A 26,756-nucleotide genomic window follows, 5' to 3' on the forward strand; every position below is an offset into this window, starting at 1 on the left:
TTCGGCTCGATCGGCGCGCAGATCCTCGTCAACGGGTTCGTCGCCACCTACTACCCCGACGCGACCCGGGCCACCGCCCTCGGCGTGACGCTCGGCCTCGGCCGGCTCGGCGCCATCCTCGCGATCTCCGGCGGTGGCTGGCTGGTCGCCGCCGAGGCCGGCCAGCTGGTCAACTTCTCCATCTGGGCGCTCGCCGCCGCCGTCGGTCTCGCCACCGTCCTGTCCGTGCCGCGCCGCTCGACCCCCACGTCCTGACCCACCCCCACCCTCACCCCTCGGAGCACCCATGACCCAGACCTTCGTCCTCTTCCACGGCGCCTGGCACGGCGGATGGGCGTGGAACGCCGTCGCCGCGCACCTCCGCGCGGACGGCCACGTCGTCCACCAGCCCACGGCACCGGGCCTCGCGCCCGGCGACGACCGCCGCGGCGTCGGCCTGTCCACCGTCGCCGACGCGCTCGTCGCCCACGTCGAGGACGCCGACCTGCACGACGTCGTTCTCGTCGGGCACTCCTGGGGCGGCATGGTGCTGTCGTCGGTCGCCGAGCGGCTGCGCTCCCGCCTGGCACGCCTGGTCTACTACAGCGCGTTCGTCCCGCTGAGCGGCGAGTCGCTGTACGACCTCGTCCCGCCGGACTACCAGGGCCTGTTCACCCAGCTCGCGGGCGCGTCCGACGACAACAGCGTCGCGATGCCGCTCGAGGTCTGGCGCGGGGGCTTCATGCAGGACGCCGGCGCCGAGGCGCAGCAGATCGCGCACGCGCTGATGCTCCCCCACCCGTTCGCGACCTTCACCGACCCGGTCGGCGGCATCGACTACGCGACGCTCGACATCCCCCAGAGCTACGTCATCTCCCCCGACGACGTCGCCCTGCCGCCCGGCGAGTTCGCCTGGTCGCCGCGCTTCCCCGAGCGCCTCGCCGACCCCCTCGTCGTCGAGACCGTGGCCAGCCACGAGTCGATGTTCACCGCACCCGCGGAGATCGCGGCGGCGCTCGTCCGCGCCACCGGCGACTGACGAAGCGGGGCGAGGTGTATACCGGGTATAGTCACCGGAAACACTGACGACGGAGGCCCCCATGACCACGGTGCTCGACGACGACCGCACGCGTCCGCGGGGGCCGGTGGTCACGGCCGTCGCCCTGCTCGGCCTCGGACTGGTGGCCGGGATGCTGACGTCGTACGGCCAGGGCCACCTGCCCGACCAGCTGCACGCCCTCGCGAACTCGTCCACCTCGTGGACGGTCGTCGCGTACGTCGGGGCGCTGCTCGCGCGGCGCTGGTGGACGGCGGTGGCCTTCGCCTACCTGACGTTCGTGCTGCTGCTGGTGGGCTACGAGATCGCGTCCACCCTGCGGGTCAGCATCGGGATGGGCCCGAACACCTGGGCCTTCTGGCTCGGCGCGGGCCTCGTCGTCGCCTTTCCCGTCGGGTACGCCGCCTGGGCCGTCCGCGCCCGTCCGGCCGTGGGGCGGCTCCTCTCGGTGGCGCTCCTGGCGGGCCTGGCCGTCGGTGAGGGCGTCTACGGCCTCACCGTCGTCGCCGCCACCACCTCGCCGGTCTACTGGACGATCAGCGTCGTCGGCGGCGTCCTCGGCCTCGCCTGGTTCGCCTGGCGCACCCGCTCGGCCCGGTCAATCGCGACCGCCGTCCTGCTCACCGCGGCCGTCGCCGGCGGGTTCCTCGCCCTGTACCAGGCGTCGTCCGGCGTCTGGTTCCTCCTGTCCCACCTGCTGCTCTGACCTCCCGCAGGAACGACGAACGGCCCCTCACCAGCACGGGATGCTGGTCGGGGGCCGTTCGGTTGCGGTGGGCGATACTGGGCTCGAACCAGTGACCTCTTCGGTGTGAACGAAGCGCGCTACCACTGCGCCAATCGCCCGCGTGGTGCTGTGGAACCTTATCCCATCCGCCCGGACGGTCACGAACTCGGGCTGTCCGACGGTCCGTCCTGGCCGGCGCCGGCCAGTCGGACCACCGAGAACGGACCGGCGCCGTCGACGGGGTCACCGTCGGCGTCGCGGACAGGTGATTCCGAGACGACGGCCCGGTCGCCCAGCGGCGCGTCCAGACCCACACGGGCGTACACCCCCTCCCCCGCGGCGGCGGCGCACCGACGGCGCACCTCGTCGACGTTCACCTTGGCGTTGGCGCCGGCGGTCACCTGCGCAGACCCCGACACGTCCACCACGACCCGGGTGAACGTCTGCACGACGACCCGCGGACGGCTCGAGCAGAGCACCCGCACACCACCGGGGAGGTCGACGGTCTCGCTCCCCGGCCATGCCACGACCAGGCGGAGCCCGCGGCCGACACCCTCGGGAGCCACGTACCCCACCAGGTCGGGCGCGGCGTCGATCGACGTCCGGGTGGTCGTGCCGCTCCCGGCGGCCACGGGGTCGTCCTCCCCCGCGTACGCGTCCAGCCGGACCGCGACCACCGCCAGGAGCACCAGCAGGACCGCGCTCACCACGCGAGTCACCCCGTGGGCGACATCGCTGGGAGCGTCGGCGTCACGGTCGCGGTAGCGCCAGGCGGCCAGCACACGCCACTGCGAGCGCGGCGCGACGACACCCCACAGCAGCAGCGGCACCCCGACGACGAGGACCACGACGAGACCCGCCACAGGTCCTCCTCGAGCTCGGGGCTGGAGCCGCGACCCTAGTGGCCGAGGGGGTCGGGGTCCTTGGCCTCGTTCTCGGCCCAGATGCGTGCCGCCTCGGCCGTGACGGGTCCGGCGGGCAGCTCGCGGTCGTCGACCTTCGTCACGGCCTGGACGTCGCGCGTGGTGCCGGCCATGAAGATCTCGTCGGCCCCCTGCAGCACCTCGATCGGCGCGTCGCGCTCGACGACGTCGATCGTCCCGGCGCACCACTCGAGCACCAGCGCGCGGGTGATGCCCGCCAGGCAGCCCGACGCGAGCGTCGGCGTCACCAGCTGGCCGCCGGTGACGTAGAAGATGTTGGACCCCGTGCCCTCGCACAGGTCGCCGACCGTGTTGGGCATGACCGCCTCCGACGCGCCCCGGGCGTGCGCGTGCTCGACCATCAGCGCGTTCTCCGCGTACGACGTGGTCTTGAGGCCGGCGAGCGCCCCCCGCTCGTTGCGCGGCCACGGCACGGTGACGATCGACGTCGTCGGCCCCGGCTTGTCGCACGGCTCGGTGATGACGACCTGCGTGTTGCCGTGGCCGCCCCGCGGCGACCCCAGCGGCCCCCGTCCTGACGTCACCGTGATGCGGATCCGCCCGAACACCAGCTCCTGCCCCTCCATCGTCGCCGCGACACCCTCGCGCAGCGCGTCGAGGTCGGGCGGGTCGATGCCGAGGCCGTGCGCGGAACGTGCCAGCCGCTCCAGGTGTCGCGTGAGCGCGAACGGCTTGCCGTCCACCACCTTGGCCGTCTCGAACACCCCGTCACCGACGACCATGCCGTGGTCGAGGACGCTGACCGCTGGCGTTGCAGGGCTGGAGAGCAGTTCTCCGTTGATCCAGGCGCGCATGGGACACACGTTAGACCCCCCGGGTTTGGTCGCCCGAAACATCGTCCGCTAGTGTTTGGTCTCGTTCGAACGGCGCTCCCGCAGGCCGCGACAACGAGTGCGGACGTGGCTCAGTGGTAGAGCATCACCTTGCCAAGGTGAGGGTCGCGGGTTCGAATCCCGTCGTCCGCTCGGAGTGGGTCACCGACCCATCTCGTGCATCGAGAGATGCCTGGTGGAGTGGCCGAGAGGCGAGGCAACGGACTGCAAATCCGTCTACACGGGTTCAAATCCCGTCTCCACCTCGGTTACGAGTCCGACAGGTCTCGAAGCAACGGGCGATTGGCGCAGCGGTAGCGCGCTTCCCTGACACGGAAGAGGTCACTGGTTCAATCCCAGTATCGCCCACCAGCATCATCGCAGGTCAGAGGCCGGTTTCGCGTAAGCGGACCGGCCTTCGTGCGTAATACGTGCGGGATGGGCTTCGGTCCGAGGTGGCACAGAACGGCCCCACAGCAGGTGTAGGAGCACTTGCGGCGGGGCCTCGGCCACAGCGGAAGGAACCCGCCATGAACCTGCCAAGCACCGTAGCGCCCCGCTCTCAAGCCAGAGTGGCCGCGCGCCTCCTCTTCCCGACCCTCGTCCTGGTCGTCGCTCTTGCGGCCACCTACGGCGCCGGCTTCGGCCTTGAGCAGCTGGCGGGGGTGGCCTGATGGTCGTCTTCTTCCGACCCACGCGGTTCAAGCAGCAGACGCCCAACGAGATCGAGCTCGCGCTTGCACCGTTCAACGTCTTCGTCGACCCCCTCGACCTGCCTTGCTACTACCACTGGGACGAGGACGAGCAGGAGATGTTCAAGGAGATCGGCGACGTCGTGGTCTACGACGACGGTCTGACCAAGGTGAGGCCCCGCCAGCGGGTGAGCGACCGCCAGATGCGCGCCCTGTTCGGCGCCGCAGAACTCGCGCTCCACACCAAGCCCTGCGCGAAGGACGGGTGGCAGTACAAGCGCAAGCAAGGCGGCCGGTCCTACTGGGCCAGCTCAATCCTGATTGCCATCGACCTCGACAACCCCGACGAGTTCGGCATGTGGGTCCGCAGAGATGCAGAGCGGACCCAGGCCCGTGACGAGCGCCTAGCCGCACAGGCGCACGAGACTCGCCGACCGACGGGGGTTCAGGCATGACGAACCGTGACGACTACCGCCACCCCGCCTGGTGCACCCACGACGAGTTCGAGCTGGACGGGCACCCCGACGATGCACTGGTCCGCCACCTGGGTGACGAGGTCCGCGTCAAGACCGTCCGCAACACCGCGATCACCGCGCAGATCCGCTGGGTCGAGTACTTCAACATCCGCGAGACCCACGGCCCCGACGTCCAGCTCGAAGGTGACGACGGGTCGGGAAGCATGGGTGTCGACGAGTTCGAGGCCGGCGACGTCCTCAGCGTCGGGTCGGTCCTGGTTGACCTGGGCACTCAGATTCAGACCGCTGGCTGGTGGATTCAGGGACCGGAGACAGCAGCATGAGCACCCTCCTGGAAGCCGCTCCCGTAGTGGCTCTCGTCCTCGTCAGTGCCGCGACCACCGTTGCCTGCCAGCCAAAGGCCTACGACCAGCTCGAGCAGCGCTGTGACGACCTCGGCGGGCAGGTGGTCGACTACGGGCCGTCTGGCTTCGACTGCCTGGTCGACGGCAAGTTCCTCGGGCTGCAGGTGCCGGCATGATCGCGCTCACCGAACGCCCCAAGGTCACGTCGGCCTGTCAGTCGTGGTGCGCCAGGCACGACACCACCGACCCGGCCGGCATGGACCACGTCGCCCGGCCGGTCACGTGGACCACCACCGAGGGCAAGCGCGCGGTGGCGTTCCTGAGCGTCTTCGAGACGCCCGACGAGATCCAGCCGCCCGTCGTCAACTGCTACGTCTCCTACGGGTCCGCCGGCGAGCAGGACGACTCGCCCTGGACCGTCCTCGCCGACGACGACCAGCCCGAGGCCTTCCACGCCGTCGACAACATGTCGCTCGAGGACGCCCGCACGCTGGCCGACGCCATCAACGAACTCCTCTCAGCCACGGAGGCGCAGGCATGAGCCAGTTCAAGATCCCGGTCAAGGCAGACCACCACCCGCTCTGGTGCGACCTCACCGACTGGTGCAGCGGAGACCACAACCCGCGACACCTGGGCCGCAGAAGCGCGTGGAGCGTTCAGGCCGACGACGTCACCCTCGAACTCCGCATGGCACGCAACGACGACGGAGTGCCCGACCAACGGCTGTACGCCGGCGAGCAGCGAGCTGTGCTGGGCATTCACAACACCGCCTGCGTCCACCCCGACGGCAAGGCCGTCTTCGCCGAGGTCGACTTGAACCCGAACGATGCCCGCACCCTCGCGGAACGGCTCCTGCGCTACGCAGACGCCTGCGAAGCCATCTACACCGACGTCGACCGCCGAGACATCCAGATCGACGGACTCGGAGGCGCCGCATGACCCCACTCCCCGCACCCGGCCGAGACCCACCCACACCGCACGCCTCCCGGGGCGTGCGGTCCTCCCATGCCAGCAGCCCCGCCACAGACAGGACAGCCATGCCCGACCGCCCCACCGTCGAAGTCCGCGACGTCGACCCCGCCACAGCCGAGACCTGGCTCGGTCTCAACCAGAACAACAGAAACGTCCGCCGAGCCGTCGTCGACTCCTACGCCCGCGACATGGCCTCAGGTGAGTGGGCCCTCAACGGCGAGACCCTGAAGATCGACCAGGCCGGCAAGCTCATCGACGGGCAGCACCGCCTGTCGGCCGTCGTTCAGGCCGGTGTCACCGTGCCCATGATCGTCGTCCGCGGCGTTGAGGCTGAGGCCATGGACACCGTCGATGCCGGCGCCAAGCGCACCTACGCAGACGCCCTCAAGCTCCGCGGCGAGACCAACCCCGCCACCCTTGCCTCCGTGGCCCGCAGAGCCGTCATGTGGGAGCGAGGGATGCGCACCAACACCGGAGCCATCCGACCCACCGCCCGCGAGATGCACGCCTTCGTCGAGGCCAACCCCCGAGTGCGCACCTCGGCCGACCTCGCCTCGAGACTGGCCAACCGCGAGCGCCTGCCCGCCTCGGTGATCGGACTGTGCCACTTCCTGTTCAGCGACCTCGACCCCGACGAGGCCAACACCTTCCTGCTGCGCGTGGCAGACGGAGACGGCATCGCAGCCGACTCCCCCATCGCCGTCCTACGCAGCCGCGTCACCCGCCTGCGCATCACCGGCGGACGCATCAACGAGACCGAGGGCCTGGCGCTCACAATCCGGGCCTGGAACGCACACAGGGCCGGCGAGAAGCGCACCAAGCTGCAGATGCCTCGGGGCGGGCTCACGAACGACAACTTCCCCGAACCGAAATGAAGTGTGCTCAGACTCGCTCGCGGAAAACCGCACCATACACGAACGTTCACGGTAGGGTCAGTGTCAAGTGCTGACCCGGCGTCGTATGACTCGGTTAGGCGCTTCCCGCCCCCGTGTCTCTGACATGGGGGCCTTTACTTTCTCACCACGACCCCGGGCACGCCGCCACTCAGCTTGTTGACCGCGGCATGGGCTGCGGAACCCATCTGTCCCCACGTCGAACTGGGGACCACGCGCGCTGCTCCTGGCCCCGGCGGCATGTACGAGCGCCATGCAGCGTAGGCCACAAGATCGGCGACCTGAATCAGGTACGAATGCTGCGATGACCTCGGAACGGGGTCCTCAATCAAGTGAGTCATCTTCATTTGGAAGCCGCCGCTGCCGTACTTCTTCCCCGCAGTGAGGAACCGTCGCGCCTTCCGCACGTGCCTGCGGACACGGTCGTTGTCACCCTCGTCATGAATGATCATGATCTGCTGATTCTCGAAGTTGCTCGTTCGCTCCAGGCGCTGCAGCAGCATGTTCCACGACTCGTCAAAACACTGAACCCCCTGAAATCCAGTCGCGGCCTTGTCCGTCACCACGGCAAACGCACGGGTCTCTGAAATTGGCAACTGCCGAAGGTGCGCCCGGTAGATCAACCGCCTTTGATCTGGCGACAGGTTGTGGCGACGAAGGGGGCCAGACCCACGGATCAAGTAGTTTGCCTTGAGCTCGTCCTGCATCAGGACGCCGAAATGGTCGCGAACCCTCCTGCGCAGGTTGACCATGTCCTCAAATGCTTGCGACCACTTGTCGAGGTCCACCAGTACGCAACCGAGGGCATAGCAGGCCGACGACCCACCGCGAGCGGGATCTCCGATGTCGCCGGATTCATCGACGTAGGCAAGAAGCATGCGGCTGATCATGGCCCGCCGATGGTTTCGCCGTCAGCAGAACCGGAAGAACGGAACCGTCTAGGACGATTCGACTCGTGACTGGCATCAAAATTGGTAGGCGGCACTAGTGTGCCTGAATGCCTACACGTCAAGAGTTGCAGCAGTGGTTCGATCAGCATGTCCGTGCAGCACCTCCGGGTGTCTGCAGGCCTCAGATCCGCGACACCTATGCTACCTGTCCTTCTTGCGGTGACCGCTTTCCTCCCAAGGAGAGCTAGGCCGTTACTGCCCGGCTAGCGGGTTGCGCGACGATCGCAGATCCGACATCGTGCCGGAACGGTCCGGGATCACCCACCCGCCGTTCGGAGCGCCACCATGGTCATCGCCGTAGTCGTCGGCCTCGTCATCGTCCTCGCCATCCTGGGCTTCCTGCTACCCAAGCTCTCGAAGCACCCTGAGCGAGCCACCCAGAAGACCGCCAACGCCGGCGGGGACGTCGCGGGCAAGATGCCAGGCTTCCTCGGCCGCTGGGGACGCAAGCCCTTCAGCTCAACCTCGAAGTGGGCCGGCAAAGGCGCCTCGGCCGGGCGCAAGGGCCGCGGCAAGACCGGCGTCTGAGTCGCCATGTTCGAGCTCCTGGCACTGTTCGCCTTCACCATCAGCGGCCTCGCGGGCCTGTTACTTATCGCCTGGTGGTGGGCTGACGGTCGAGACGACGGTGATGGTGGAGGGCCGGTGCCCTCCCAAGATGCACCGACCAGCGGTGTGCGATCGCGGCGCTAGTCAGAACCCTGCGCAAGTTCTACGCAACTCACTCAAAGCGTCGAAAGCGTGTCGTAACCTGCTGCTTCGCGCGGCCCCGAGACCCGCGCGACTATCGAGTCCCCGTCCCCTTCCCCCAGGGCGCGGGGGCTCGATGCTGTTCAGGGCTTGTCAGCCCAACATCGGTGGACATATCGTGCATTCGTGAGGTGTGCGCGCCCGCAGCAACCGCACCTCACACCAACTTCCCAGCCGTGAGCTGGGGAAATCTGTTGTCGCGGCTCGAATCGGGGGATTCGGAGTGCATGCCTGGTCTGTCGATGGATAGGGCGAAGCCAGTCGCGACACACCGGCACCCCGCTGGCTCGGTAGGAGCTGGCGGGGTGTTCTTGGTAAGACTTTGGCTTGCGTAGAACTCGTAGACGAGCTGCCATCTGAGGGCATACGTTTCGGCGATGAGCACCTACGACCAAGACGGCCCCATCCGTGCGAAGGATGTCCTGTGGCTCGTCGGGTTCGCCATCGCATACACGACCGCGGCGCTCCTCTTGCTTATGGCGGCTGATGCGCTAGGACTTGGCGGCTAGCTGTACCGATGATGTCCCGGATCAAACGCCTTCCCACTGAGGTGAGCTGGCTGTTGCTCCTCTCATCTGTCTGCGGCATCGGCACCTGGACCCTCAGTGACGCGCCGCTGGCGGTGAGGGTCGCCCTCATAGCCTTCTGCGTGTTCGTGGCAGCCGTCTGCGTGCGAAGCCTGCTGGCGACTCGTGGTAGCTCGACGAGCCCACAGGCGGCGGGCGACGTTGCGCAGGATGCCACCCGCCAGCCCAACCCCCATGGCGAGCAGTAGGTCCGCCCAGTACGGCCAGCCCAGCGCTTCAACCATAGGCAGAATCACGATCACTGCCACCGAGACCATCGCGCCGATACCAAGCACTTTGCCCAAGGGAAACGGCACGAAGTCGTCGGGCTCGCGAGTCGGGTAGGGCACTAGTTCAACCTCTGCGACCGCTGTCGCCTGTCCCGCCAGATCAACACGGCGGCTGCTGTCGCAGCCCCCAGGGCCGACACCACCACGGCGCCCAACAGCGACCAGTACCAACGCCATCCGAGGTCGTCGGAGAGGTATGAGTGTGCGATAGATGCCGGCAGGCCTGCGGCAAACGAGATCCATACGAAGTACCAGGGCGATTCCACGCCAGATCCCCCCGCCATTCGGCCACCTTAGTTGCGCTCAGCCGGCCGGTCCTGGAAACCGCGGCTGTTGTGGCCGCCACGTCGACCGCGCTCCCACCCCAGCGCGATCCCCTCGGCCATCCCGGGCAAATTCAACGCCTCGAACGCGTCGGCCAACTCATGGTGCCGCGGCAGACGTGACGAAGCGCGCCAGGAGCCGATTAGCAGGCCCATCACGGCGGCCAGGATGTCCGTCCGCTTCCCCGCCGTCTCCTCAAGCTCTGAGATGACCTTGGCCGGCGGGCGGGTGTCGTAGACCGCGCGGCTGGCATAGGCGTGGAGGGTCACGCGAAGGGCGGTGTCGGGGTCGAGGCGGCGGAAGGGCACGGCTCTTGTAGTACCGGTCGCCACTGTCAAACAGCAGCGGCTTTGACGTCGCTGTGCATCAGTTCCTCGGCCGAGGGTCGGGCCTCAGGCGGTCGGGATGGCGGCAGAGGCAGAGAGGTCACGGAGGCCAACTCAGGGATGCGTTCCTCGATAGAGGGTCTCAGCAACTCGTTGACCGTCACCAGTTCAATCTCAAGCTTGTCGTGCCAGCGTGCCCGCGCGACCTCCTCTCGAGCGCCTCGCGTGAAACTGAAGGCGACGATGTAGCCCTTGTCATGCCCGCCGCGACGCATCGCCGTTTCGAAGTTGTCGACCACGTTCCTGCCAACGCGATCGGACCTCTTCACCTGGATCGGGTTGCCAACCATGAAGCTGTACCCATCGATGCCCATGTCGCCGGATTTTCGCGGCGAGTGTGTGCCGACGAACTTCTGAACCACCCAATTCTGGAACTCGAATGGAGCTAGGTGCCGCAGGTCATCCTCCGTGTCTGGCGCTCCGATCACCTTGACCGGCACTGGTGTGACTTTCCGCATCCGAGCCAACATGATGTTGACCGCCGTTGGGCTGATGTCGATGCCGATCCACCGACGCTTCAGAGTGGCTGCTGCGGCTACTGCTGTGCCGCACCCGCAGAATGGGTCCAGGACTACCGAGCCTTCGTCGCAACTCGACTCGATGATTCGCTCTAGTAGGGCCTGTGGTTTCTGGGTCGGATAGCCCAAGCGCTCCGCCGCCCGCGCATTGATCGGCCGAATGTCCACGACGATGTCTTGTAGCGGCAGCCCCGGGGAGATGTGCAGGTACTGCTTGAACCGAGGCTGGCCGCCGCCTCGACGTGCAGGCCAGTGGATGAGGCCGACGCGGTCGACCTCGTCAAGGCGGTCCTGCATCGACAGGTGAGCCAAACTGTTGCCAGTCAGCTTGGTGTAGTAGTCGTACATGAGCGACGGCGGTTGCCAGTGCCTTCCCTTGCTGTCGGGGTCAATACCGCGCCAGGGTCGCCCCGAGTCCCCGCCGTTTCGACCTGGGCCCGTCAGCGAGACGTCTTGGTAAACCCCCCTCTCGTCGCTGAACTTGAACTTCTCGGTCACATACGTGGGGTCGTACTGTTGAAACGTCCTGTTCCACGTGAATTTGTCAGTCTTCGAGTAGAACAGCAGCGTGTCGTGTTGAGGACCCCAGCGCTTCGCTGAGTTGTGCGAACCTGTTCGCTTCCAGATGACCTCACTCCGGAACTGAGTCTGGCCGAAGATTTCGTCGAGCATGACCTTGAGGTAGTGGCTCGCGTGCGGGTCGCAGTGTAGATATAGCGATCCCGTGGGCTTGAGCACCCGGTGCATCTGCCTGACTCGGGCGCGCATCCACTCGACGTAGTGGTTGATGCCGCCGTCCCACCGGTCCTCGAACGATCGCACCTCCGATTCGTCCCCCCAAACCACCTCGTAGGTGCGGTTTGAAAAGAACGGCGGGTCGAGATAGACCAAATCGACCGAGTCGGAGGGCATGGCACTGAGGGCGGTGAGGTTGTCCTCGCGGTACAACACGCCCGTATCGATGGCGACCATGACGACCCTTTGCTCGAGAAGAGTTAGGGAAGTGAACCAGCGTTACGAGTGGTGCGGAAGTGAAACGCGATAACTACACGATTGTACTTTCTGCTAAGCGACCATCGCGGAATCGTCACGCTTAGTCGGCATGCCCGTCACGGCATTGCTCCTGCCAGCATGCTGTTCAGCGTGAACTTGACCCGGCGGTCGACCTCGGCCGCGAAACGGTCGTCGGTCATGTGCTCGATCTCGACCTTCAGCGTGTTGCTGACTCCTGCCGGCTGGTAGCCGCCGGCCTGCTGCCACCTGGGGTCGTTCGTCATCTGCCCATAGGCACGACCGGCTTGGCTGAGCAGAGCAGTGTTTCGATTCAGCTCGTTCAGTGCGGGGGCATTTTGGAGGTACTGCTGCCCGATGCGGATCGCGGTCTTCGTCGGCCCGGCCTCGTTCAGCTGGTTCAGCAGCCACGGGGATGCACCACGTGCCTTGAGGGCAGCCATGACTGAGGTGAATTGACCCAGGTTCATCAGCGTCTGGCGGAGGTTCCGGTTCACCGCGGACGCCGAACCGAGGTCACCAATGCCGGCCTGGTCGGTCACCGCACTCGCAGACGCCGCGACCGCCTCAGACCGGCCTTGCGCCGCCTCGACCGCAGCCTCAGCGGCAGCCACGCGGGCCTCCTCGGCGGCAATAGACCCGTAGCGGGCGCGGTTCTTCTGCGCCACCGCCAGAGCCGCACGCGCCTTGTCCAGCGCCGCACGGCTGGCGTTCATCCGCGCCAGCTCCTTCTGCGCCTCGCCGAGCTCAGCCCGCGCGATCTGACGGTCCAGGCCCTTGAGCCGCTCGCCCTTCTTCTTGCTGGCCAGCGACTTCTGCAGGTCCCGGACCGACTTCTGCTGATTCAGGATGTCCAGCCGCGACGCACGGTTCGAGGTTGCGTCCGACACCGCCGACTGGGCGTTCTCGAGCGTGGTCACCGACGCGTCGAACTGCGACTTGCGACGGTTCGCGGCCGACAGTGCGGCAGCCGGCGACAGGGCAGCGGTCGTGTTGCGCGCCACCGCCGCGGTGTTGGCCTGTAGTGCAAAAGTCAGCGACCCAATGCTGCCCGCGCTGGACGAGCGCGGCATCGTCAGGTTCTCCGACTTGGTGACCGCACCGCCGGCAGCGAAGTGCTGGGTCTGCCGCGGGTCGAGCATGTACTCGCGACGGCCCGACGTGTTGACGACGAACGTGTCGTTGTTGACGAAGCCGCCTGAGTCGCGCTTGCCCGCGTAGGACATGCGGCGGTTGAACAGGCTGTCGTCCGGGCCTCGTGCACCCTTGCCGACCGCGGGACCGTGGCCGCCGTAAGACTCAACGTTCATGTTGCCGATGCGGGCTGCGGTGTGACCGGGGCTTCCGGTGAACCAGCCGACGTCGAACGCGCCGCCGCCACCGGAACGGAACCCAGCCCACGGCATCGAGCCCGTGGCGCCACGACGGCTGTACGGGTTCTGCCCCAGGGCCGCGTTCAGGACCGCGGACACGAAGCCCGAGCAGTCGTACCCGCCGGGGCCAACACCGCCCCATACGTAGGGCTTGCCGACCTGCGACTGAGCGAACGCCTGACCGCGCTGAATTTGCAGCGGCGACAGGCCACCGATGCCCGACCCCAACAGAGCGAACAGCTGCGAGGCGACCCGCGACAGCTCGGCAGAGATGTCCTGCGCCATACCGTTGAAGTCAGCAGTCACCGAAGACACCGCAGCACCTAGGCCGGCTGTGTCCACGTTGATCGTGCCCACGGCGCCGCCCTCGGCGAAGTGCGGGATCGACTTGCCCTTGCCTGGGAAGCCGAGGTCGCCGCCCTTCTTGAACTCGCCGGACTGGATCGCCTGACGCAGCCGGTACACCTCGGCCTGGCCGCCCAGGCTCTTGACGTCAGCCGTGGTCAGGACGTGCTCGCCAGGCATCAGCATTGCCGGGACCGAGTCACGGTTGGCCTCGCCCGCCCACAGCGGCACCTCGCCACCAGTGGCGAACGTCGGCACGTCCTTGCCGCGGGTGCGGTTCGCCTCGGCGCGGAGCTTCTGCGCCTTCGCCGACAGGGTGATGTCGACGTTGAACGGACCGATGTCGTTCAGCTTGCGGCGCGTCTCGGCCGTGAAGTCGTTGACCGTCTTCGACGCCTGCTCGGTCTTCGTGACGACCGTTGTGGTCCGCTTCTTCGGGATCTCGAGCAGCTTGTCGGCGAGAGCTCTGGCCTGCTTGCGCGAGCCGGTCATAGCCTCGGCAAGGTCAATGAAGTTACGCCGAGCACGCTTGTAAGCGCCGGGCTTGTCCTGCGCCTCGTCCGACGCGTCATTCCACGCCGACGCCAGCGAGGCAATCGACTCGCGCGCCTTGATGGCAGAGTCGCCGCCGTTCTTGATGCCGTTCCGGTTCTCCTTCGCGGCGGCAGCGGCATCGCGGTATGCCTGCTTCAGCCGGGTCTGCGACTCATACGTCGACAGGTTCCCCGACTTCAGGTCATCCTGAGCCTTCTTCAGATCGGCGACAGCGGCAGCCTGCTGATCCACCGCGGTCGTCGTGCCTCCGACGGCGCCCTTGACCGACTTCTGCGAGCCCGTGACGGCGTCGGTGACAGTCTTGTTCTCCTGCCACTCCTTCTGATTGGCGCGGATGTTGCCCCGGGTCTTACCCAGCGCACTCGCCAGGTTCTCCGCAGCCTGCTGCTCCTTCGTGAGCTGGACCTCCGAGCCCTCACCGGAGTAGCCCTGCGCGGTCTGGTCGACGCTCGCGATCGCGGCCGACACGGCGTTCATCGCGTCCTTGTTGCCCATCGCGGCCTGCGTCAGAGTGTCGAGGTTGATGCCCAGTGCCACGGCGTTCTTGAGGGCGCCGGTCTTGCGCAGGTCGTCGGCCACGAACGCACCGGAGTTCTCGGTCAGCGCGCCGGTCTGACGGTCCAGGGTCGCGGTCAGCCCCTCGACCCCGACCGCGGCATCGGTGTTGCTCTTGGCGAACGAGGTCAGCAGCCCGATGCCGCCACCGACTGCGGCACCCCAAGGTCCGGCGACAGAGAACCCCATGGCCGCCGAGCCAGCAGTGCTGGTCAGGATGCCCAGACCCCGGTTCGCTTCGCCTGCGCTGCCAGAGACGACGGTCAGGCCGGCCCCGATGGCCAGCGCTCCCCCGCGCATCGCGATCGCCCGCTTGTTGAACCCCTGGACCTGCTCCCCGGTCTTCTCCGACCTGAGCCCCAGCGTCTGCAGGGTGTCGTTCATCGAGTGATAGCCCGACACGGCGCGGGTGGTCACAAACGTCGCTCCACCCACCGCGGCGGTCACGCCAGCCAGACCGAGGGCGGTGGACTTCAGCGGCCCGGGCAGCTGGTTGTAGGTGTCGACTAGCTGGTCGCCGGTCTGCGCGAGGCTGCGCAGCGGACCCTGAGCACCCGACCCCGTGCCGATGAAAGCGGTCTCCAACGAACCCTTCAGCCGCTCGAGGTCACCCGAGAGGTTGTCCATCTTCCGCGAGGCGGTGTCGGCGGCGTAGCCCTGTTCGTCAACGTTCTTGGTCCACTTCGCGACCGCCTGAGCGCCACCGTCGTACAAGATCCGGGCGGCGGTGATCTGCTCGTTGCCGAACAGCCGGCCCAGCGCCTGATCTCGCTCGGCGTTCGTCAGGTCGCCCATCTGAGACTTGAGCTGGCCGGCCACACCTTCGAAGCCGACGAACTGCCCGGCGGCGTCATAGACGTTGATGCCCAGCGACTTCATCGTGTCCGAGGCCAACTGCGACGGGGAGGTCAACGACGAGAGCATCCCTCGCAGCGAGGTACCGGCCTGGTCGCCAAGGATGCCGTTGGACGCCAGCAGCCCGACCGCGCCGGCGGTCTCCTCGATCGAGACACCCATCTGGGCGGCAACGGGCCCGACGTACTTGAACGCGTTGCCCATGTCGGTGACACCGCCCTGGGCCTTGCCCGCAGTGGCCGCGAGGAGGTCGGCGATGTGGACCGTGTCTGCGCCCGACAGATTGAACTGGTTCATCGTCGAGGCCGTGATCTCAGCGGCCTCAGCGACACCGATCGACCCCGCAGCAGCGAGGTCCAATGCCCCGGTCAGACCGCCCGCAAGGATGTCCCTGGTGGAGACGCCTGCCTTGGCCAGCTCCTCGATGCCGGCAGCGGCCTCAGTCGCCGAAAACGAGGTATCGGCGCCCGCCTTGATGGCCGCGGCGCGAAGCAACTCCATGTTGGCTGCGGTCTCATGCGTGGCCGCGTCGACCGACGACATGGCCTTGTCGAACCGGGCGGCTGCGACCACCGAGGCCGTCACCGCGACTCCAAAGCCCACCCCCATCACGCCGGCGGCGTCGCCGATGTCCTGCATCGCTCGACGCTTCTTCTCGGACTTCGCCAACTCGGCGTTGAAGTCCTTCGCTGCCAGCGCGGACTTCTGGAACCCCTGGATCGCCCCCTTGGGGTCAACGATCAGGCGGACGAGGACTGAGCGGTTTGCCATCTGCCACTGCCTTGCCGGTCCGAATCGGCGGACCATCCGCAGGCGGTGGGGCGGGTGTCAGTCAGGTTGGTGGTGCTCCGCGTTGGCGCGCGGGTGTCAGCAGGTCAGTCGGGGCGAGCGATAACCGGGCGTGCACAGTCGGCGTCCACCGCGTCAGCGAGGTCGGCAACGGCCTCCCACAGCTCCACGGTCAGAGCGTCCTGGCCGTCCATGGCGGCGACACCTCGCAACGTCTGAGCGAAGGCCCCCAGGCCCCCGTGCTCGGCCCTCATCGCAGCTAGGCCATCGACGAGGCGCGAGGTGGCTGTCGACGTGCGGACGATGCTGTCGAACTCGCTCATCAGGTCTCCTTCATGAGGGGCAGGCGGCAGCCCCTCGACCCAGGCCGCCAAGCCTGGGTCGAGGGTCCGGACACCGCCTGACGCCCGGTCTGTGGGGTGGTTCGTCGGTCAGACTGCGGAGGCATCGAACCGGTCGTCTGCTATCGGCGTCTGGTCGTCGACCGCGTCTCGCTGCTCAAAGGTCTCGATCTCCTTGGCGGTCTCGAGCATCCGGCGAGAGAGCGCGGCCAGGTCCGCGCCGCGCATGTTCGGGTCGTCGAGCGCAGCAGCGAGACGGACCCGCATGGCCAGCAGCAGATCGAGCGTGGTGCCGTCCTTGACGGCTTCGGTGATCGACCGAGGAACGCGCCGCGCAGCGGTCTCACCCTCGGCGACAGCCCTCAGCTGCTTGCTAGCCACGGGCTGCTCCGGCTGGAAAAAAATGCCAGAGAGAGATCGGCTCTATGCCGGAGGGTGCTAGCGATAGGCGGCGCTGGTCCCGCCCCACATCCTGCAGGCGGCTCATCGGCTGGCACCTGCCTCCTGCTCCCAGAGGCGGTCCATCTCGTAGCTCCCGAACCGCGGCAGCTCGTCCTCGCCGGCCTCGATGCGTCGCTTGTTCTCGGCGGCGTAGGCGACGCGGTCGTTGCTCGGGTTAAACATCGCGGCGTACTCGGCATCGGCATCGGCCTGTCGCTGCTCAGGCGTGCGCGTGTCGAGGTCGGTGTTCTCCATCCAGTCCTGCAGTCGAGCCTTGGCTGACCGGAGCCCTTCGTGGTCGACCTCGATCTCGGGGAGTCCTGCAAACTCCTCGAACCACCGCTGGAGAACCAGCACGTCTGGCTCAGCCGCGGCGGCATGCCTGACGCCGACCGGAAGCTTGAGCAGCAACTCGGGGTCGATGCCCGAGGCGGTGAAAGCTGGCGTGTCCGAGGTGCCACCGGCGAACATCTTGGGCGGGTCCTTAACCGCAGACACCGCCTTGAACCGCTCGGGGTAGACCTCGGCGTACCAATCGGCCAACGGGTTGGTCGCGTAGTTGTCCACCATCACGCCACCTGCTCGATCGGGCGAGCCATGCCGAACTCAAGCAGCAGAGCCAGGTCGGTCTCGCTGATCCAGGTCGGCAGTGTGTCTCCCTCGCGAAACTGCTTCTCGTAGACGTGGTTGGGTCCGATGTAGGGGCCCTCGCTCGTGCAGAGCTGTACCAGCGGAGCCAGCACCACGTACCTCGTGTCCGCCTTTGGCTTCGTGTTCGTCATGTCGATCACGCCACCGTCTGGACGTAGCCGAGCTCCTGCAGGCGCGCGAGGTCCGCCGCGCTCACCCAGTCGGGCAGCACGTCGCCCTTCGTGTAGCGCTTCTCGTAGGTGGGGTTGGGCACCACGGCAGGAGTCGTCGTGAGGGTCACGAGCGCTGCGGTGACGACGTACTTGGGGCTCGGCATTATGCGGACTCTCTTTCCAGTCGGTGGGCCAGAACTGCGGCCCGGTCCAGCTGCCAGGACCGCCCGACCTTCCGACCGGCGATGACGCCGTCTTGAGCCAGGCGGCGCACGTGCCGTTCGGTCATGTCCAGCTCGTGCGCCGCCGCGGTGATCCCCAGCTGCATGACCAACGATGGCGAGTCGGGCTCTTTGCGGACGTCCGCATGTCCGCTAGCGGACATACCGGCTTGCTCGGCCGCGCGCTTGAGTGCGGCCAGGCTCGCTCGCACCCGTGGGTTCGCTTCGATCTGGTCCGTGCGCTGCTGATACCGCACACCCATCACCGCAAGTCGGTACATCTCGAGCGCGGCGGCACCTCGGAAGATCGCGGCGTCCCCCAGCACCTGCACATCAGGCGACTGAGGGATCTCCCCGCGCAGCCCGCTCACGAGGCGGCCCGCTTGTGGCCGTTCGCTCGACGCCCGTCACGGTCTCGCTCGGTCAGTCCTGCCCACACCCCGGCCGGCTCTGGCCAAGCGTCGAAGTACCGACGGCAGGCAGCGAGTGCCGGACAGTCGCCGCACTCGACCGCGGCCTCGGCCTGAGCAACCGGATCGTCCGACACCCACCTTGGGTCGCCAACGCACGGGATCGATTCACCCGAGCCCTGCAGGTCATGCAGCTTGGCCATGAGTCGCCCGTGAGCGGCGGTCTGCGCGGGCAGATCCTCACGCCGGATCACGCGACTTCACCCACCGGGGAGGCTCCCGTGGGTGAGCCACCCTCCCTGCCCCCTACTAAAGGGGGGCTAGGGAGGCTTGGTGGGCCGCCCTCAGGGGTGCTTAGGGAGGCTTGGGGAGGCTCGGCTCGGACGAAGTACAACTTCTGGTTGTTGGGACCGGCATCGAATCGCAACACCCCGGCCGCCACGGCTGCAGCCAGGGCCTTGCGCTCGTCTCCCTTCGAAAACGTGACTCGCAGCTCGCGCAGCTTGGCCTCGACCTGAGTGCCGTTGAACCCCGCGTGATCACTGATGATCTGGACGACCTGACGGCGCAGGTCCTCGGCGCCCTTCGCAGTCTTCTGCTGCTGCCGACCACCGAAACCGGTCAGGGTCAGGCGGCGGGTAGCGGGGTCGAACTCCAGCTGATCCTCCTCGACCTCGACGTCGCGCCCCATGGCCTTGAGGTAGCGGACGGATTCGTCGCTCTCGGAGCGGGTGATGTTGATGATGCTGTCGGCCCAGTCCTCGAGCGCCGAGGCCCCGCGAGTGCGCTCACCGTTCCAGCCGGCGTGCGCGGCGAGGATGACATCGGAGGCTCCCACGTCCGCTCTGGCCCACCTGTCCAGCTCGGCCAGCCAGGCACCCACCTCGCCAGCGTCGTTCTGCGAGGCGCCCGTGTAGGCCCGCCCGAACGGGTCCACGATGACGCTCTCGACGTCGAACGCCTGCAACTGCTCAGCCAAGGCCCCGCGGTCCTCTGGCACGCCGAGTGGGTTGCGCCGGCCACGCAGGTTGACCACCACCAGGCGGCCTGGGTCGACTCCGACCTCGTCGGCCCACCGTGCGGCTTGGGCTGCGCTGACCTCGAAGTTGAGGATCGCGACACGTCCCCGCACCGCACGGGTACGGAACCGCCCGAGGAACGGCTGACCGGACAGCAGCGAGTGGACGAGGTTGAGGATCAGCGTGGTCTTGCCGGTCTTGCGCATCGCCACGATGAGCGTGCCGCCCTCGGAAGGGATCAGGCCCTCGACGCGGTGAGGCGGCTCCTGAGGTCGCTGCAGCAGCTCGGCGAGCGTGCCGATGTCGAACGCGGGCATCTCGACAAGAGCGGCCTTCTCCGCGGCCACCTTCTCCTTGGCCGCGTCGCGCAAGCGCAACTTGTAGGCCTCGGCCTCGATCTCGGTGCTCGAGGGCGTTCCAGCCCACCGCGCTTCCTCGTCGTCGAGCTCGGGTGGGTTGTTCCACCAGTCAGGCTGCGTCGTCATAGTCGCCTCCCTGATCGAAAGCGACGGCATATCCGGCGTGCTCGGCCACTGCCAGCAGGTCGCGGCCGACGTCGGCGGAGGTGTTCCACGCGCGTCGGGTGGCAGACCACAAGGGACGACCGCCGGCCTGCTCGATGAGCGGCTTCACGTTCTGCCCTTGGACCCAGGCCACTGCACTGCCGGGCTCGATCTCGATGGAGATCCACGGTCGGCGCCTCATGCTGCCGCCTCCGCCGTCGCAAGATCCGTGATCTGCTCGACCCACCGCGGGGCGATGTCGGCGTGGGCGCGGCAGTTGTCGGCCTTGGCCCGGATTCGCGCATCGGTCTCGGCGATCTGCTCGGGGCTGGCATGGCCCACGTAGTCGTCGGGGCGGGGCCTGGCCGCCTCGAAGCGATCGGCGCGCTTTTGCCAGTAGAACGCCGTCGCCTCGGCGAGCGCCTGGCGCAGATTGTCGGTCGCGATCCGGTCGTAATGCTCGGGGCTCAGTCGCATGCGGGTCACGAGGCATCGCCGCCCACCGGTACGAGCGCACACAGCATCAGCTTGGCTGTGAGGCCCCGCTCCTCTGCCCGCTCGAGCGCGCGGACGGCGCTGTGCAGCGACATGTAGACGCGCCTTGTCCGGGTGTCCTCATCGACGGTGAACATCACCACGTGAGCGATTGCGTCGCCTAGGATTGCAGTGTCGAGGCCGCCAGCCAGAGACTCTGCAGCTCCACGGTTCGTCCCCGTGGGGCTGCTTTCTTGTGTGGGATCAACCTGCACGGCGAGCACCGCCGCTCTTGGCAGACGGGATGGGCCGCAACAGGGCCCGCACTTCGTCCAAGTCGACACGAATGAGCCGAGGCCCAATCCGGAATGCCTGCAACGTGCCGTCGGCGACACGCCGACGAATGGTGTCCTTTGAGACACCCACCTCTTGGGCGGCTTCGCTGAGAGAGCCGAATCGGCGTGAAGATTCGGCAGTTAAGATAGACACTTCGGTGCTCCCGGGGCGCGATAAGTAGCGCCTCCGATGGGAGGACCGATGTGCTTACGCTAGCACTCACGTGCCCCCATGTGCGGCGACGAACTGGCGCGCCGTCCACTTTCGCTCCGCGACCATCCTGAACATCTCGTTGAACTCGACGGCGAGGTGGTCGACTTTCAGATCCACCATCGCTCGAAGGAGATCAGACACTGCGCGAGCGTCGCCGTCTTCGGAGACAACCAGCGGCACCTCGTAGGAACACGTGGGCATGTGGCAGTGGATGATCCACCGCCAGTGGGGCGGTACGTCTTCTTCGGACGGCTTCGACAGCCAACCACCGACGCCCTCCCGTTCCATTAGCGCCATCTCGTCGGCCGTTTCGGGTCGCCACCCCCCGACGTGCTCCTGATGAAATCCATCTCCTTCGAGCACGGACACCCGCCCTGTCGCGGTCATGCCCCAACAGACCAGGCCCCGAAGCGGGTGATTTGCGCACCGGGCCCAAAGCTGCGCGATAGGGCGAAAGTCAGGACTCCAAGTCGAGTAGTCACGCATCGAGGTCACCCACGACCATCTTGGATAGCGCCTTCGCAATCTCCATGTCTCTCCCCTGCGCCGCGTGTTGGTACCTGAGCGCGGCTCCCGGTGTCGAGTGGCCCAGTCGCCCCATCAACTCGGCAAGTGTGGCGCCCGTGGATGCTGCCAGGACGGCGCCGGTGTGTCTGAGGTCGTGCCACCTGAGGTCGGGCCGCAGAGCCTTCTCGCGGGCCGCGTAGAAGCTCTTGTAGAGCGTCGAGGGTTGCAGGTTCGTGCCGGCGACGGACGGGAACAGCAGACCACTCTTGCCGGGCTGCGCGTGCGAGGCCAGGTGATCCTTTAGTGCCGGCATCAGGTGTGGCGGGATGGCGACATTGCGCACGCCGGCGTCGGACTTGGGCGTCCCGATGATGGTCTTGCCCTCGACACGGACCACGGCCCGCCGGATCTGCAGCACACCTGCCTCGAGGTCGACGTCCTTGCGTCGCAGCTCGGTCAGCTCGCCGAAGCGGAGGCCGCACCACGCGGCCAGCAGCGTCATCACCTTGTACTTGTCAGGCATGGCGGATACGAGCGCCTCGAGCTCGGGCAACGTGGCGGGCTTGATCTTGTGTACGCGCTTGGAGTTGCCGGCCCCGCGAATGTGGCATGGGTTCACGGTGATCAGCTCGTCGTTAACCGCGGTCGCCAGGATCGACCGGAGCAGGCTGTAGGCGTGCGCCCGCATAGTCGGCTTCTCCGAGCCCTGCTCTGTGTGCCAGCGGCGGACCGCGGCCGGTGACACCGTCTTGAGCGCCATGCTGCCAAAGGTGGGCTTGAGCCGGCTCTCGATGAGCTTGGCGTAGTGGTCCTTTGTGCGCGGCTTGAGCGTGCGGTCCTTCAGCCATAGGTCGGCGTACTCACCGAAGGTGATCGGAGCCGCGTGCTGCTCGTTGGGCGGCACCCATGCACCGAGGGAGATCTGCTGCCGCTGGGCCGCAAGCCACGCTTCAGCGTCCTCGGCGGCGTCGAACGTCCAGGGCGCGTTGTAGATGACGCCGTCGGGCGCCGTGTAGTTCGCCTGATAGCGCTTCGAGGGCAGCCGGCGGATGTTTCCGAACGACCTCTTGCGCTTCCTTGGTGGCACTGAGTTCGGCCTTCCGTGCGGGATACGTGCGGAATGAGTGCCGCCTCGTGCACACTTGTGCCTGCCCCTGAGACGGGCTACTGTTTCTCAGAAGCCCAGCATATCAAGGGTTTCAGCAAGTCAGACCCAGTAACACCACCTCTGGCCGAAACTGGTTCAATCCCAGTATCGCCCACCAGCAACTCCCTCTCAGAAGCCGGTCTCGCACAGCGGGCCGGCTTCTTGCATGTCGTGGTGCGCAGCGGGGACTTCTCAGCGAGAGGTCCCGCGGACAGTTACTGGGCCGCGGCGGCAGTCACGTTGAAGAAGTCCGACGGCATCGCCGACTCGAGCCGCCAGGTGAAGGCAATCGGACGATCGCCCTCATGGCTGACGTAGTGGGCGGGTCCGAGGAACAGGTAGGGCGAGGTCCCGAACTCGTCCTTGGCCTCGTGACGAACGAAGAGCAGAACCGTGCTCGCGCCGTTGACGTAGCGCTGGCCGGTCTTCGAAGCGACGGACGTCGTCGACTGCGACTCCCAGTGAAACAGCGTCGGGCTGATCGGATAGTCCGCGTACATCGTGGTGGGTGAGTAGTCGGCCTCTGACTTCTTCAGGGTGATGAAGAAGGCGTCGACGTTGCGGTCGGCGGAGTACCAGACGCCTTCGCGGAAGCTGTTGGGGTTACGCGGGAAGTCCAGTGCGGCCAGGATCTCCTCGCGCTGGTAGCGGGCGTGGACGAGCAGCGGAACGTCCGAGAGGTCGCCGCCCAGTGCGACGGTCATGCGCCGTGCGGCCTCGAAGGACAGGTCGACGACGGTCGAGAGCTCGGCACGCGTGGCTACCTCGGCGCGCAGCGTCTGCAGCCCAGCCTCGATGGACTCGTGGCCGCCGCCGTCGGACCAGAGCGAGAAGAACAACATCCTCGCCACGCGCTGCTCAGCAGACGACAGCTCCTCGTAGGCGGGAGCGACCTCGGCGAGGATCGCGGGGTAGATCTGGGCGCGAAGCGGATCGTCGACGTGGGCGAAGGCGCGCACCCGCTTGAGCAGCTTCTCCTCAAGCACCGAACCAGGTTCGGTCGGGAGGTTGGCGTCGCGGCGGAGCTTGGTCCACGAATGGCTCCCTCGACGGAGGATGTCGCTGAGCTCGAGGCCAGACTCGTCGAGGAAGGTTGACAGGTCCTGGTCGCCACGCGTGCGGAGCTCGGTGACGATCTGCTGCCAACGGTTGGCGATCTGGGAGCGGATGTTCTCGAGCACGAGCGTCTGCGACTGCTTGTCGAGCACGATCTGGCACCCGGACGGAAGGAACGGGAATCCCTTCTCGACCTGCTTCTCGACCTCGCGGCGCGACCCCCCGGTCAGGGCCCGGTACCGCGTGGCGAACTGGAACGACTTGTGCTGGTAGCCGATGAAGTCCAGGACCGTCAGGACGGCCTTGTGCGGGGTGCGACGCAGTCCGCGGCCCAGCTGTTGCAGGAAGACCGTGGCGCTCTCGGTGGGGCGCAGAAACAGGACGGTGTCGACGTCGGGGATGTCGAGTCCCTCGTTGAACAGGTCGGCGGCGAAGAGGATGTTGACACGGCGGGCGCGAAGATCGTTGAGTGCATCAGCTCGCTCCTGCTGAGGCGTGTTGCCGCTGACGGCCCGAGCCGGGATTCCGGCCTCGACGAACACTCGCGCCATGTACTCCGCGTGGGCGACGCTGACGCAAAACCCGAGTCCGCGCATGGCACCGACGTCGGCGACCTTGTCACGCAGCTGGGTCAGGACGATCTGTGCGCGCACGTCGTTGCCGGTGAACACCTTCGACAGCTCGTGCTCGTCGTACCGCCCCCGCGACCACGTGATCGCGCTGAGGTCGGTGCCGTCGGCGACGGCGAAGTAGTGGAACGGGCACAGCAGATCGGCGCCGAGCGCGTCCCACAGGCGCAGCTCGGCCGCCGTGCGTCCCTCGAAGAAGCTGCGGACGTCCGTGCCGTCGGCGCGCTCCGGCGTGGCCGTCAGACCCAGGAGCTCGACGGGAGTGAAGTGGTCGATCAGGCGCCGGTAGGTCTTGGCCTCGGCGTGGTGGAACTCGTCGATGACGACGATGTCGTACGCGTCCGCGGGGATGTTCTCGACGCCGTAGGCGTTCAGCGACTGGACGCTGGCGAACACGTGCTTCCACCGCTCTGGACGGGCGCCACCCACGTACAGCTCGCCGAAGCCGGCGTCGGCCAGCACCTCGCGGTAGGTACGCATCGACTGCTCGAGGATTTCCTTGCGATGGGCGACGAACAGCAGCGAGGGCTGCTCACCGTTGGCGCGCTCGCAGAATCCCCGGTAGTCGAGCGCCGCGATCACGGTCTTGCCGGTTCCCGTGGCCGCAACAACAAGGTTGCGGTGGCGATCGTGGATGCGCCGCTCTCCGTCGATCGCGTCGAGCATCTCTTGCTGGTACGGGAACGGTCGCACCTGGAGGCCGGAGATCGAGATGGTGACGCGATCGGATTGACGACGCCCGGCTGCTTCGTTCAGTGAGTCGTCCAGACGGTCACGGTCTCGGTCAGGGTCGTACGGCTCGAACTCGCTACCGTTCCAGTACGAGTCGAACGTCGCCCGGAACTTGTGCAGCAGCGACGGCGTCGCGGCCGTCGAGAGTCGGACGTTCCACTCGACGCCCTCGAGCAGGGCGCTGGTCGAGAGGTTGGACGACCCCACGTAGGCGGTGTCGAAGCCGGTGTTGCGGTGGAACAACCACGCCTTGGCGTGCAGGCGGGTGCGGGCGGCGTCGTACTGAACGCGCACTTCGGCACCGTAGTCACGCACGAGCCGGTCGAGAGCCTCGCGCTCCGTGCCGCCGATGTAGGTGGTCGTGGCCACCCGGAGCGGGATGCCGGCCTCCTTCATCGCTGCGAGCTCGCGTTCCAGCAGCCGAACGCCACGCCACATCACGAACGCGCACAGCAGGTCGACGGAGTCGGCGGAGTCGAGCTCGGCCCGCAGCTCGCTGGCGAGGGACGGCTCGCCGTGGGCGTTGGTGAGCAGAGCCGCGTCGTTCAAGGGCGTCCGGGGACGCTGGCCGTATCGGCTGACGATGCCCGGCCCGGCCGGCGGCTTCAGCGAGTGCAGCTCGCGGACCGGTTCGACGACCGCCAGGTCGGGATCGTCGAGGTGCCGGAGGAGCTCGTTGGCTGCATCGAGGCGCTTGGCGGGATCTCGAATCGCGCCGAGACGTTGGCCGATCGCGGCGGCTAGGTGGCGCGTCAGGACGTGCGTCTGGTCTGCGTCGTCCACGGCTGCAAGCTCGGCGAGCAGGTGCTCCTCCCCCGCTACCGCCCGATCGATGGCGTGCGTGACCAGCGATTCATGCAGACCTTCGTGCACCGTGTCCCCCCGAGTTGGTGTGGGGCGCAGCTTGTCATGGAACGTCCCTGGTTCGGGCGGATTCGCGGACGAGCGACGCCGATCGGCGCTGTGACCGCCTCGTCAGGTTGGATGGGACCCATGAGCCAGACCGACCCCATGTGGGTGCGTGCGACGTGTCCGGAGTGCGACGACAGCGGGCCGCGGATGCACGACCAGTCCGAGCTGCCGGTCGACGGGCGCGAGGGGTTCCTGGAGTGGCGTCAGGAGCTGCTGACGGTTCACGTGCGGCCGGTGGCGGTGTCGCGGCGCGTCGAGGACGCGTGGTCGGCGGTGGAGACGATCTGATCTCTGGATCCGGGTCGCGATAGCGACCACGATCCAGAGACCAGCCACGATCCAGGGACTCTCGTCAGGACGAGGAGTGGGGGTCGCCGCTGTAGATGTCGAGCATCTGGTCGCGCAGAAGGACCTGGTCGGCCGAGAGCCAGAGCTCGACGATCTTGCGGCCCTCGAAGCGGTAGAGGGCGAGCTCGTTGGCCTGCATGCGCAGGCCGGTGGCCCGGACGCCGCGGAAGTCCTTCATGTGGGTGCCGGTGTCGTGGAGCCGGCAGGCGAGGCGCTTGCCGTCGACGACGGCGAACTCGATGCGCCACTGGAAGTCGGGGAACGCGTCGATCATCTTGTCCAGCTCGGCGCGCAGGCGGTCGGCGTCCCAGGGCGTCCCGTTGAGGACGAAGTCCGCGGCGAAGAACTCCTCGAGCCGGTGCATCTCACGTCGGTTGATGGCCGTGATCATGTCGGTCACGACCGCGACGCGTCGGCGTTCCGCGAGGGTGTGCATGGGGCGATCCTTCCAAACCAGGAGGTCACGTCCGCGGCCGGTGGCCGTCGCCGAACCGACGCGCG

Annotated in this window: 34 protein-coding genes, 4 tRNA genes and 1 pseudogene; 15 read left to right on the forward strand and 24 right to left on the reverse strand. The window is 67.2% G+C overall.

Annotation, left to right across the window (positions count from 1 at the left end; all coding sequences use genetic code 11):
• The 3 genes and pseudogenes from ACI6PP_RS07695 to ACI6PP_RS07705 all read left to right on the forward strand — a co-directional run.
• Positions 1 to 255 (forward strand): annotated as a pseudogene (locus ACI6PP_RS07695) (MFS transporter); the annotation flags it as partial.
• Positions 256 to 286: 31 nt separating this feature from the next.
• The gene (locus ACI6PP_RS07700; RefSeq protein ID WP_421110514.1) at positions 287 to 1,018 is read left to right on the forward strand and encodes an alpha/beta hydrolase; all 732 of its coding nucleotides are present in this window, start codon (positions 287 to 289) and stop codon (positions 1,016 to 1,018) included.
• 61 nt (positions 1,019 to 1,079) lie between these two features.
• Positions 1,080 to 1,742 carry a DUF6518 family protein gene (locus ACI6PP_RS07705; protein ID WP_421110516.1) on the forward strand — a complete coding sequence of 221 codons (663 nt, stop codon included), beginning with the start codon at positions 1,080 to 1,082 and terminating at the stop codon, positions 1,740 to 1,742.
• Between the two features lie 68 nt (positions 1,743 to 1,810).
• On the opposite strand, the gene ACI6PP_RS07710 is transcribed toward ACI6PP_RS07705, so the two are convergent.
• From ACI6PP_RS07710 to ACI6PP_RS07720, 3 genes are all read right to left on the reverse strand, one after another.
• A tRNA-Val gene (locus tag ACI6PP_RS07710) sits at positions 1,811 to 1,882 on the reverse strand.
• Positions 1,883 to 1,921: 39 nt separating this feature from the next.
• Entirely contained in the window at positions 1,922 to 2,626 is a 705-nt protein-coding gene (locus ACI6PP_RS07715) for a DUF6199 family natural product biosynthesis protein (protein ID WP_421110517.1), read from the reverse strand.
• Between the two features lie 35 nt (positions 2,627 to 2,661).
• Entirely contained in the window at positions 2,662 to 3,501 is an 840-nt protein-coding gene (locus ACI6PP_RS07720) for an aminotransferase class IV (RefSeq protein WP_421110518.1), read from the reverse strand.
• Positions 3,502 to 3,600: 99 nt separating this feature from the next.
• Between ACI6PP_RS07720 and ACI6PP_RS07725 the strand changes: the two genes are divergently transcribed.
• From ACI6PP_RS07725 to ACI6PP_RS07765, 9 genes are all read left to right on the forward strand, one after another.
• Positions 3,601 to 3,672 (forward strand) — tRNA-Gly (locus ACI6PP_RS07725).
• 42 nt (positions 3,673 to 3,714) lie between these two features.
• Positions 3,715 to 3,785: transfer RNA gene (locus ACI6PP_RS07730), tRNA-Cys, on the forward strand.
• Between the two features lie 31 nt (positions 3,786 to 3,816).
• A tRNA-Val gene (locus tag ACI6PP_RS07735) sits at positions 3,817 to 3,891 on the forward strand.
• A 301-nt stretch (positions 3,892 to 4,192) separates the two neighbouring features.
• Positions 4,193 to 4,666, forward strand: coding sequence for a hypothetical protein (locus ACI6PP_RS07740; RefSeq protein ID WP_421110519.1), 474 nt, complete (start codon positions 4,193 to 4,195; stop codon positions 4,664 to 4,666).
• On the forward strand, positions 4,663 to 5,010 hold the full coding sequence (locus tag ACI6PP_RS07745) for a DUF6907 domain-containing protein (protein WP_421110521.1): 348 nt from the start codon (positions 4,663 to 4,665) through the stop codon (positions 5,008 to 5,010). The genes ACI6PP_RS07740 and ACI6PP_RS07745 overlap by 4 nt, the downstream gene beginning before the upstream one ends.
• Entirely contained in the window at positions 5,007 to 5,207 is a 201-nt protein-coding gene (locus ACI6PP_RS07750; RefSeq protein ID WP_421110522.1) for a hypothetical protein, read from the forward strand. Before ACI6PP_RS07745 ends, ACI6PP_RS07750 begins: the two co-directional genes overlap by 4 nt.
• Entirely contained in the window at positions 5,204 to 5,572 is a 369-nt protein-coding gene (locus ACI6PP_RS07755) for a hypothetical protein (RefSeq protein WP_421110524.1), read from the forward strand. The genes ACI6PP_RS07750 and ACI6PP_RS07755 overlap by 4 nt, the downstream gene beginning before the upstream one ends.
• Entirely contained in the window at positions 5,569 to 5,970 is a 402-nt protein-coding gene (locus tag ACI6PP_RS07760) for a hypothetical protein (protein WP_421110525.1), read from the forward strand. The genes ACI6PP_RS07755 and ACI6PP_RS07760 overlap by 4 nt, the downstream gene beginning before the upstream one ends.
• A gap of 98 nt (positions 5,971 to 6,068) precedes the next feature.
• Positions 6,069 to 6,878, forward strand: coding sequence for a ParB N-terminal domain-containing protein (locus ACI6PP_RS07765; protein ID WP_421110527.1), 810 nt, complete (start codon positions 6,069 to 6,071; stop codon positions 6,876 to 6,878).
• Between the two features lie 134 nt (positions 6,879 to 7,012).
• On the opposite strand, the gene ACI6PP_RS07770 is transcribed toward ACI6PP_RS07765, so the two are convergent.
• Complete coding sequence (locus ACI6PP_RS07770) at positions 7,013 to 7,774, reverse strand: DUF3800 domain-containing protein (RefSeq protein WP_421110529.1); 762 nt, start codon at positions 7,772 to 7,774, stop codon at positions 7,013 to 7,015.
• Between the two features lie 357 nt (positions 7,775 to 8,131).
• Here ACI6PP_RS07770 and ACI6PP_RS07775 point away from each other — a divergent pair, with 357 nt between their 5' ends.
• Together ACI6PP_RS07775 and ACI6PP_RS07780 are read left to right on the forward strand one after the other, a co-directional pair.
• Positions 8,132 to 8,374, forward strand: a complete 243-nt coding sequence (locus ACI6PP_RS07775; protein WP_421110531.1) for a DUF6411 family protein — start codon at positions 8,132 to 8,134, stop codon at positions 8,372 to 8,374.
• Positions 8,375 to 8,973: 599 nt separating this feature from the next.
• Positions 8,974 to 9,105 carry a hypothetical protein gene (locus ACI6PP_RS07780; RefSeq protein WP_421110533.1) on the forward strand — a complete coding sequence of 44 codons (132 nt, stop codon included), beginning with the start codon at positions 8,974 to 8,976 and terminating at the stop codon, positions 9,103 to 9,105.
• 62 nt (positions 9,106 to 9,167) lie between these two features.
• Here the strand turns inward: ACI6PP_RS07780 and ACI6PP_RS07785 are convergent, their stop codons facing one another.
• The 19 genes from ACI6PP_RS07785 to ACI6PP_RS07875 all read right to left on the reverse strand — a co-directional run bounded on the left by ACI6PP_RS07785 (position 9,168) and on the right by ACI6PP_RS07875 (position 25,868).
• Positions 9,168 to 9,512, reverse strand: coding sequence for a hypothetical protein (locus tag ACI6PP_RS07785; RefSeq protein WP_421110534.1), 345 nt, complete (start codon positions 9,510 to 9,512; stop codon positions 9,168 to 9,170).
• 233 nt (positions 9,513 to 9,745) lie between these two features.
• A complete protein-coding gene (locus ACI6PP_RS07790) occupies positions 9,746 to 10,084 on the reverse strand; it encodes a hypothetical protein (protein WP_421110536.1) in 339 nt (112 codons plus the stop codon).
• A gap of 26 nt (positions 10,085 to 10,110) precedes the next feature.
• Complete coding sequence (locus ACI6PP_RS07795; protein ID WP_421110538.1) at positions 10,111 to 11,652, reverse strand: DNA methyltransferase; 1,542 nt, start codon at positions 11,650 to 11,652, stop codon at positions 10,111 to 10,113.
• Between the two features lie 137 nt (positions 11,653 to 11,789).
• Positions 11,790 to 16,145 (reverse strand): phage tail tape measure protein, encoded by a 4,356-nt coding sequence (locus ACI6PP_RS07800; RefSeq protein WP_421110540.1) that lies wholly within the window; start codon positions 16,143 to 16,145, stop codon positions 11,790 to 11,792.
• 104 nt (positions 16,146 to 16,249) lie between these two features.
• Complete coding sequence (locus ACI6PP_RS07805) at positions 16,250 to 16,486, reverse strand: hypothetical protein (RefSeq protein WP_421110542.1); 237 nt, start codon at positions 16,484 to 16,486, stop codon at positions 16,250 to 16,252.
• Between the two features lie 108 nt (positions 16,487 to 16,594).
• Positions 16,595 to 16,885, reverse strand: coding sequence for a hypothetical protein (locus ACI6PP_RS07810; protein WP_421110544.1), 291 nt, complete (start codon positions 16,883 to 16,885; stop codon positions 16,595 to 16,597).
• A gap of 102 nt (positions 16,886 to 16,987) precedes the next feature.
• Positions 16,988 to 17,515 (reverse strand): hypothetical protein, encoded by a 528-nt coding sequence (locus tag ACI6PP_RS07815; RefSeq protein WP_421110546.1) that lies wholly within the window; start codon positions 17,513 to 17,515, stop codon positions 16,988 to 16,990.
• On the reverse strand, positions 17,515 to 17,736 hold the full coding sequence (locus ACI6PP_RS07820; protein ID WP_421110548.1) for a hypothetical protein: 222 nt from the start codon (positions 17,734 to 17,736) through the stop codon (positions 17,515 to 17,517). Before ACI6PP_RS07820 ends, ACI6PP_RS07815 begins: the two co-directional genes overlap by 1 nt.
• The gene (locus ACI6PP_RS07825) at positions 17,733 to 17,912 is read right to left on the reverse strand and encodes a hypothetical protein (protein WP_421110549.1); all 180 of its coding nucleotides are present in this window, start codon (positions 17,910 to 17,912) and stop codon (positions 17,733 to 17,735) included. Before ACI6PP_RS07825 ends, ACI6PP_RS07820 begins: the two co-directional genes overlap by 4 nt.
• Complete coding sequence (locus tag ACI6PP_RS07830) at positions 17,912 to 18,340, reverse strand: helix-turn-helix domain-containing protein (protein WP_421110551.1); 429 nt, start codon at positions 18,338 to 18,340, stop codon at positions 17,912 to 17,914. The genes ACI6PP_RS07825 and ACI6PP_RS07830 overlap by 1 nt, the downstream gene beginning before the upstream one ends.
• A complete protein-coding gene (locus ACI6PP_RS07835; RefSeq protein WP_421110552.1) occupies positions 18,337 to 18,582 on the reverse strand; it encodes a WhiB family transcriptional regulator in 246 nt (81 codons plus the stop codon). The genes ACI6PP_RS07830 and ACI6PP_RS07835 overlap by 4 nt, the downstream gene beginning before the upstream one ends.
• A gap of 47 nt (positions 18,583 to 18,629) precedes the next feature.
• On the reverse strand, positions 18,630 to 19,883 hold the full coding sequence (locus ACI6PP_RS07840; protein WP_421110553.1) for an AAA family ATPase: 1,254 nt from the start codon (positions 19,881 to 19,883) through the stop codon (positions 18,630 to 18,632).
• The gene (locus tag ACI6PP_RS07845) at positions 19,867 to 20,103 is read right to left on the reverse strand and encodes a hypothetical protein (protein WP_421110555.1); all 237 of its coding nucleotides are present in this window, start codon (positions 20,101 to 20,103) and stop codon (positions 19,867 to 19,869) included. The genes ACI6PP_RS07840 and ACI6PP_RS07845 overlap by 17 nt, the downstream gene beginning before the upstream one ends.
• On the reverse strand, positions 20,100 to 20,387 hold the full coding sequence (locus ACI6PP_RS07850) for a hypothetical protein (RefSeq protein WP_421110557.1): 288 nt from the start codon (positions 20,385 to 20,387) through the stop codon (positions 20,100 to 20,102). Before ACI6PP_RS07850 ends, ACI6PP_RS07845 begins: the two co-directional genes overlap by 4 nt.
• Positions 20,384 to 20,539, reverse strand: a complete 156-nt coding sequence (locus ACI6PP_RS07855; RefSeq protein ID WP_421110559.1) for a hypothetical protein — start codon at positions 20,537 to 20,539, stop codon at positions 20,384 to 20,386. Before ACI6PP_RS07855 ends, ACI6PP_RS07850 begins: the two co-directional genes overlap by 4 nt.
• A 100-nt stretch (positions 20,540 to 20,639) precedes the next feature.
• Positions 20,640 to 20,864: a helix-turn-helix transcriptional regulator gene (locus tag ACI6PP_RS07860; protein ID WP_421110560.1), complete on the reverse strand. Its 225-nt coding sequence runs from the start codon at positions 20,862 to 20,864 to the stop codon at positions 20,640 to 20,642.
• Between the two features lie 66 nt (positions 20,865 to 20,930).
• A complete protein-coding gene (locus ACI6PP_RS07865) occupies positions 20,931 to 21,311 on the reverse strand; it encodes a hypothetical protein (RefSeq protein ID WP_421110562.1) in 381 nt (126 codons plus the stop codon).
• 91 nt (positions 21,312 to 21,402) lie between these two features.
• On the reverse strand, positions 21,403 to 22,518 hold the full coding sequence (locus ACI6PP_RS07870; RefSeq protein WP_421110563.1) for a tyrosine-type recombinase/integrase: 1,116 nt from the start codon (positions 22,516 to 22,518) through the stop codon (positions 21,403 to 21,405).
• A gap of 275 nt (positions 22,519 to 22,793) precedes the next feature.
• Positions 22,794 to 25,868, reverse strand: coding sequence for a DEAD/DEAH box helicase (locus tag ACI6PP_RS07875; protein WP_421110565.1), 3,075 nt, complete (start codon positions 25,866 to 25,868; stop codon positions 22,794 to 22,796).
• Between the two features lie 120 nt (positions 25,869 to 25,988).
• Between ACI6PP_RS07875 and ACI6PP_RS07880 the strand changes: the two genes are divergently transcribed.
• Positions 25,989 to 26,195: a hypothetical protein gene (locus tag ACI6PP_RS07880; RefSeq protein ID WP_421110567.1), complete on the forward strand. Its 207-nt coding sequence runs from the start codon at positions 25,989 to 25,991 to the stop codon at positions 26,193 to 26,195.
• A 64-nt stretch (positions 26,196 to 26,259) separates the two neighbouring features.
• Here the strand turns inward: ACI6PP_RS07880 and ACI6PP_RS07885 are convergent, their stop codons facing one another.
• Positions 26,260 to 26,691 carry an ester cyclase gene (locus tag ACI6PP_RS07885; protein WP_421110569.1) on the reverse strand — a complete coding sequence of 144 codons (432 nt, stop codon included), beginning with the start codon at positions 26,689 to 26,691 and terminating at the stop codon, positions 26,260 to 26,262.
• Between the last annotated feature and the right edge of the window lie 65 nt (positions 26,692 to 26,756).

The sequence above is a fragment of the Solicola agrisoli genome, assembly GCF_049059935.1.
Classification (GTDB): domain Bacteria; phylum Actinomycetota; class Actinomycetes; order Propionibacteriales; family Nocardioidaceae; genus JAURVT01.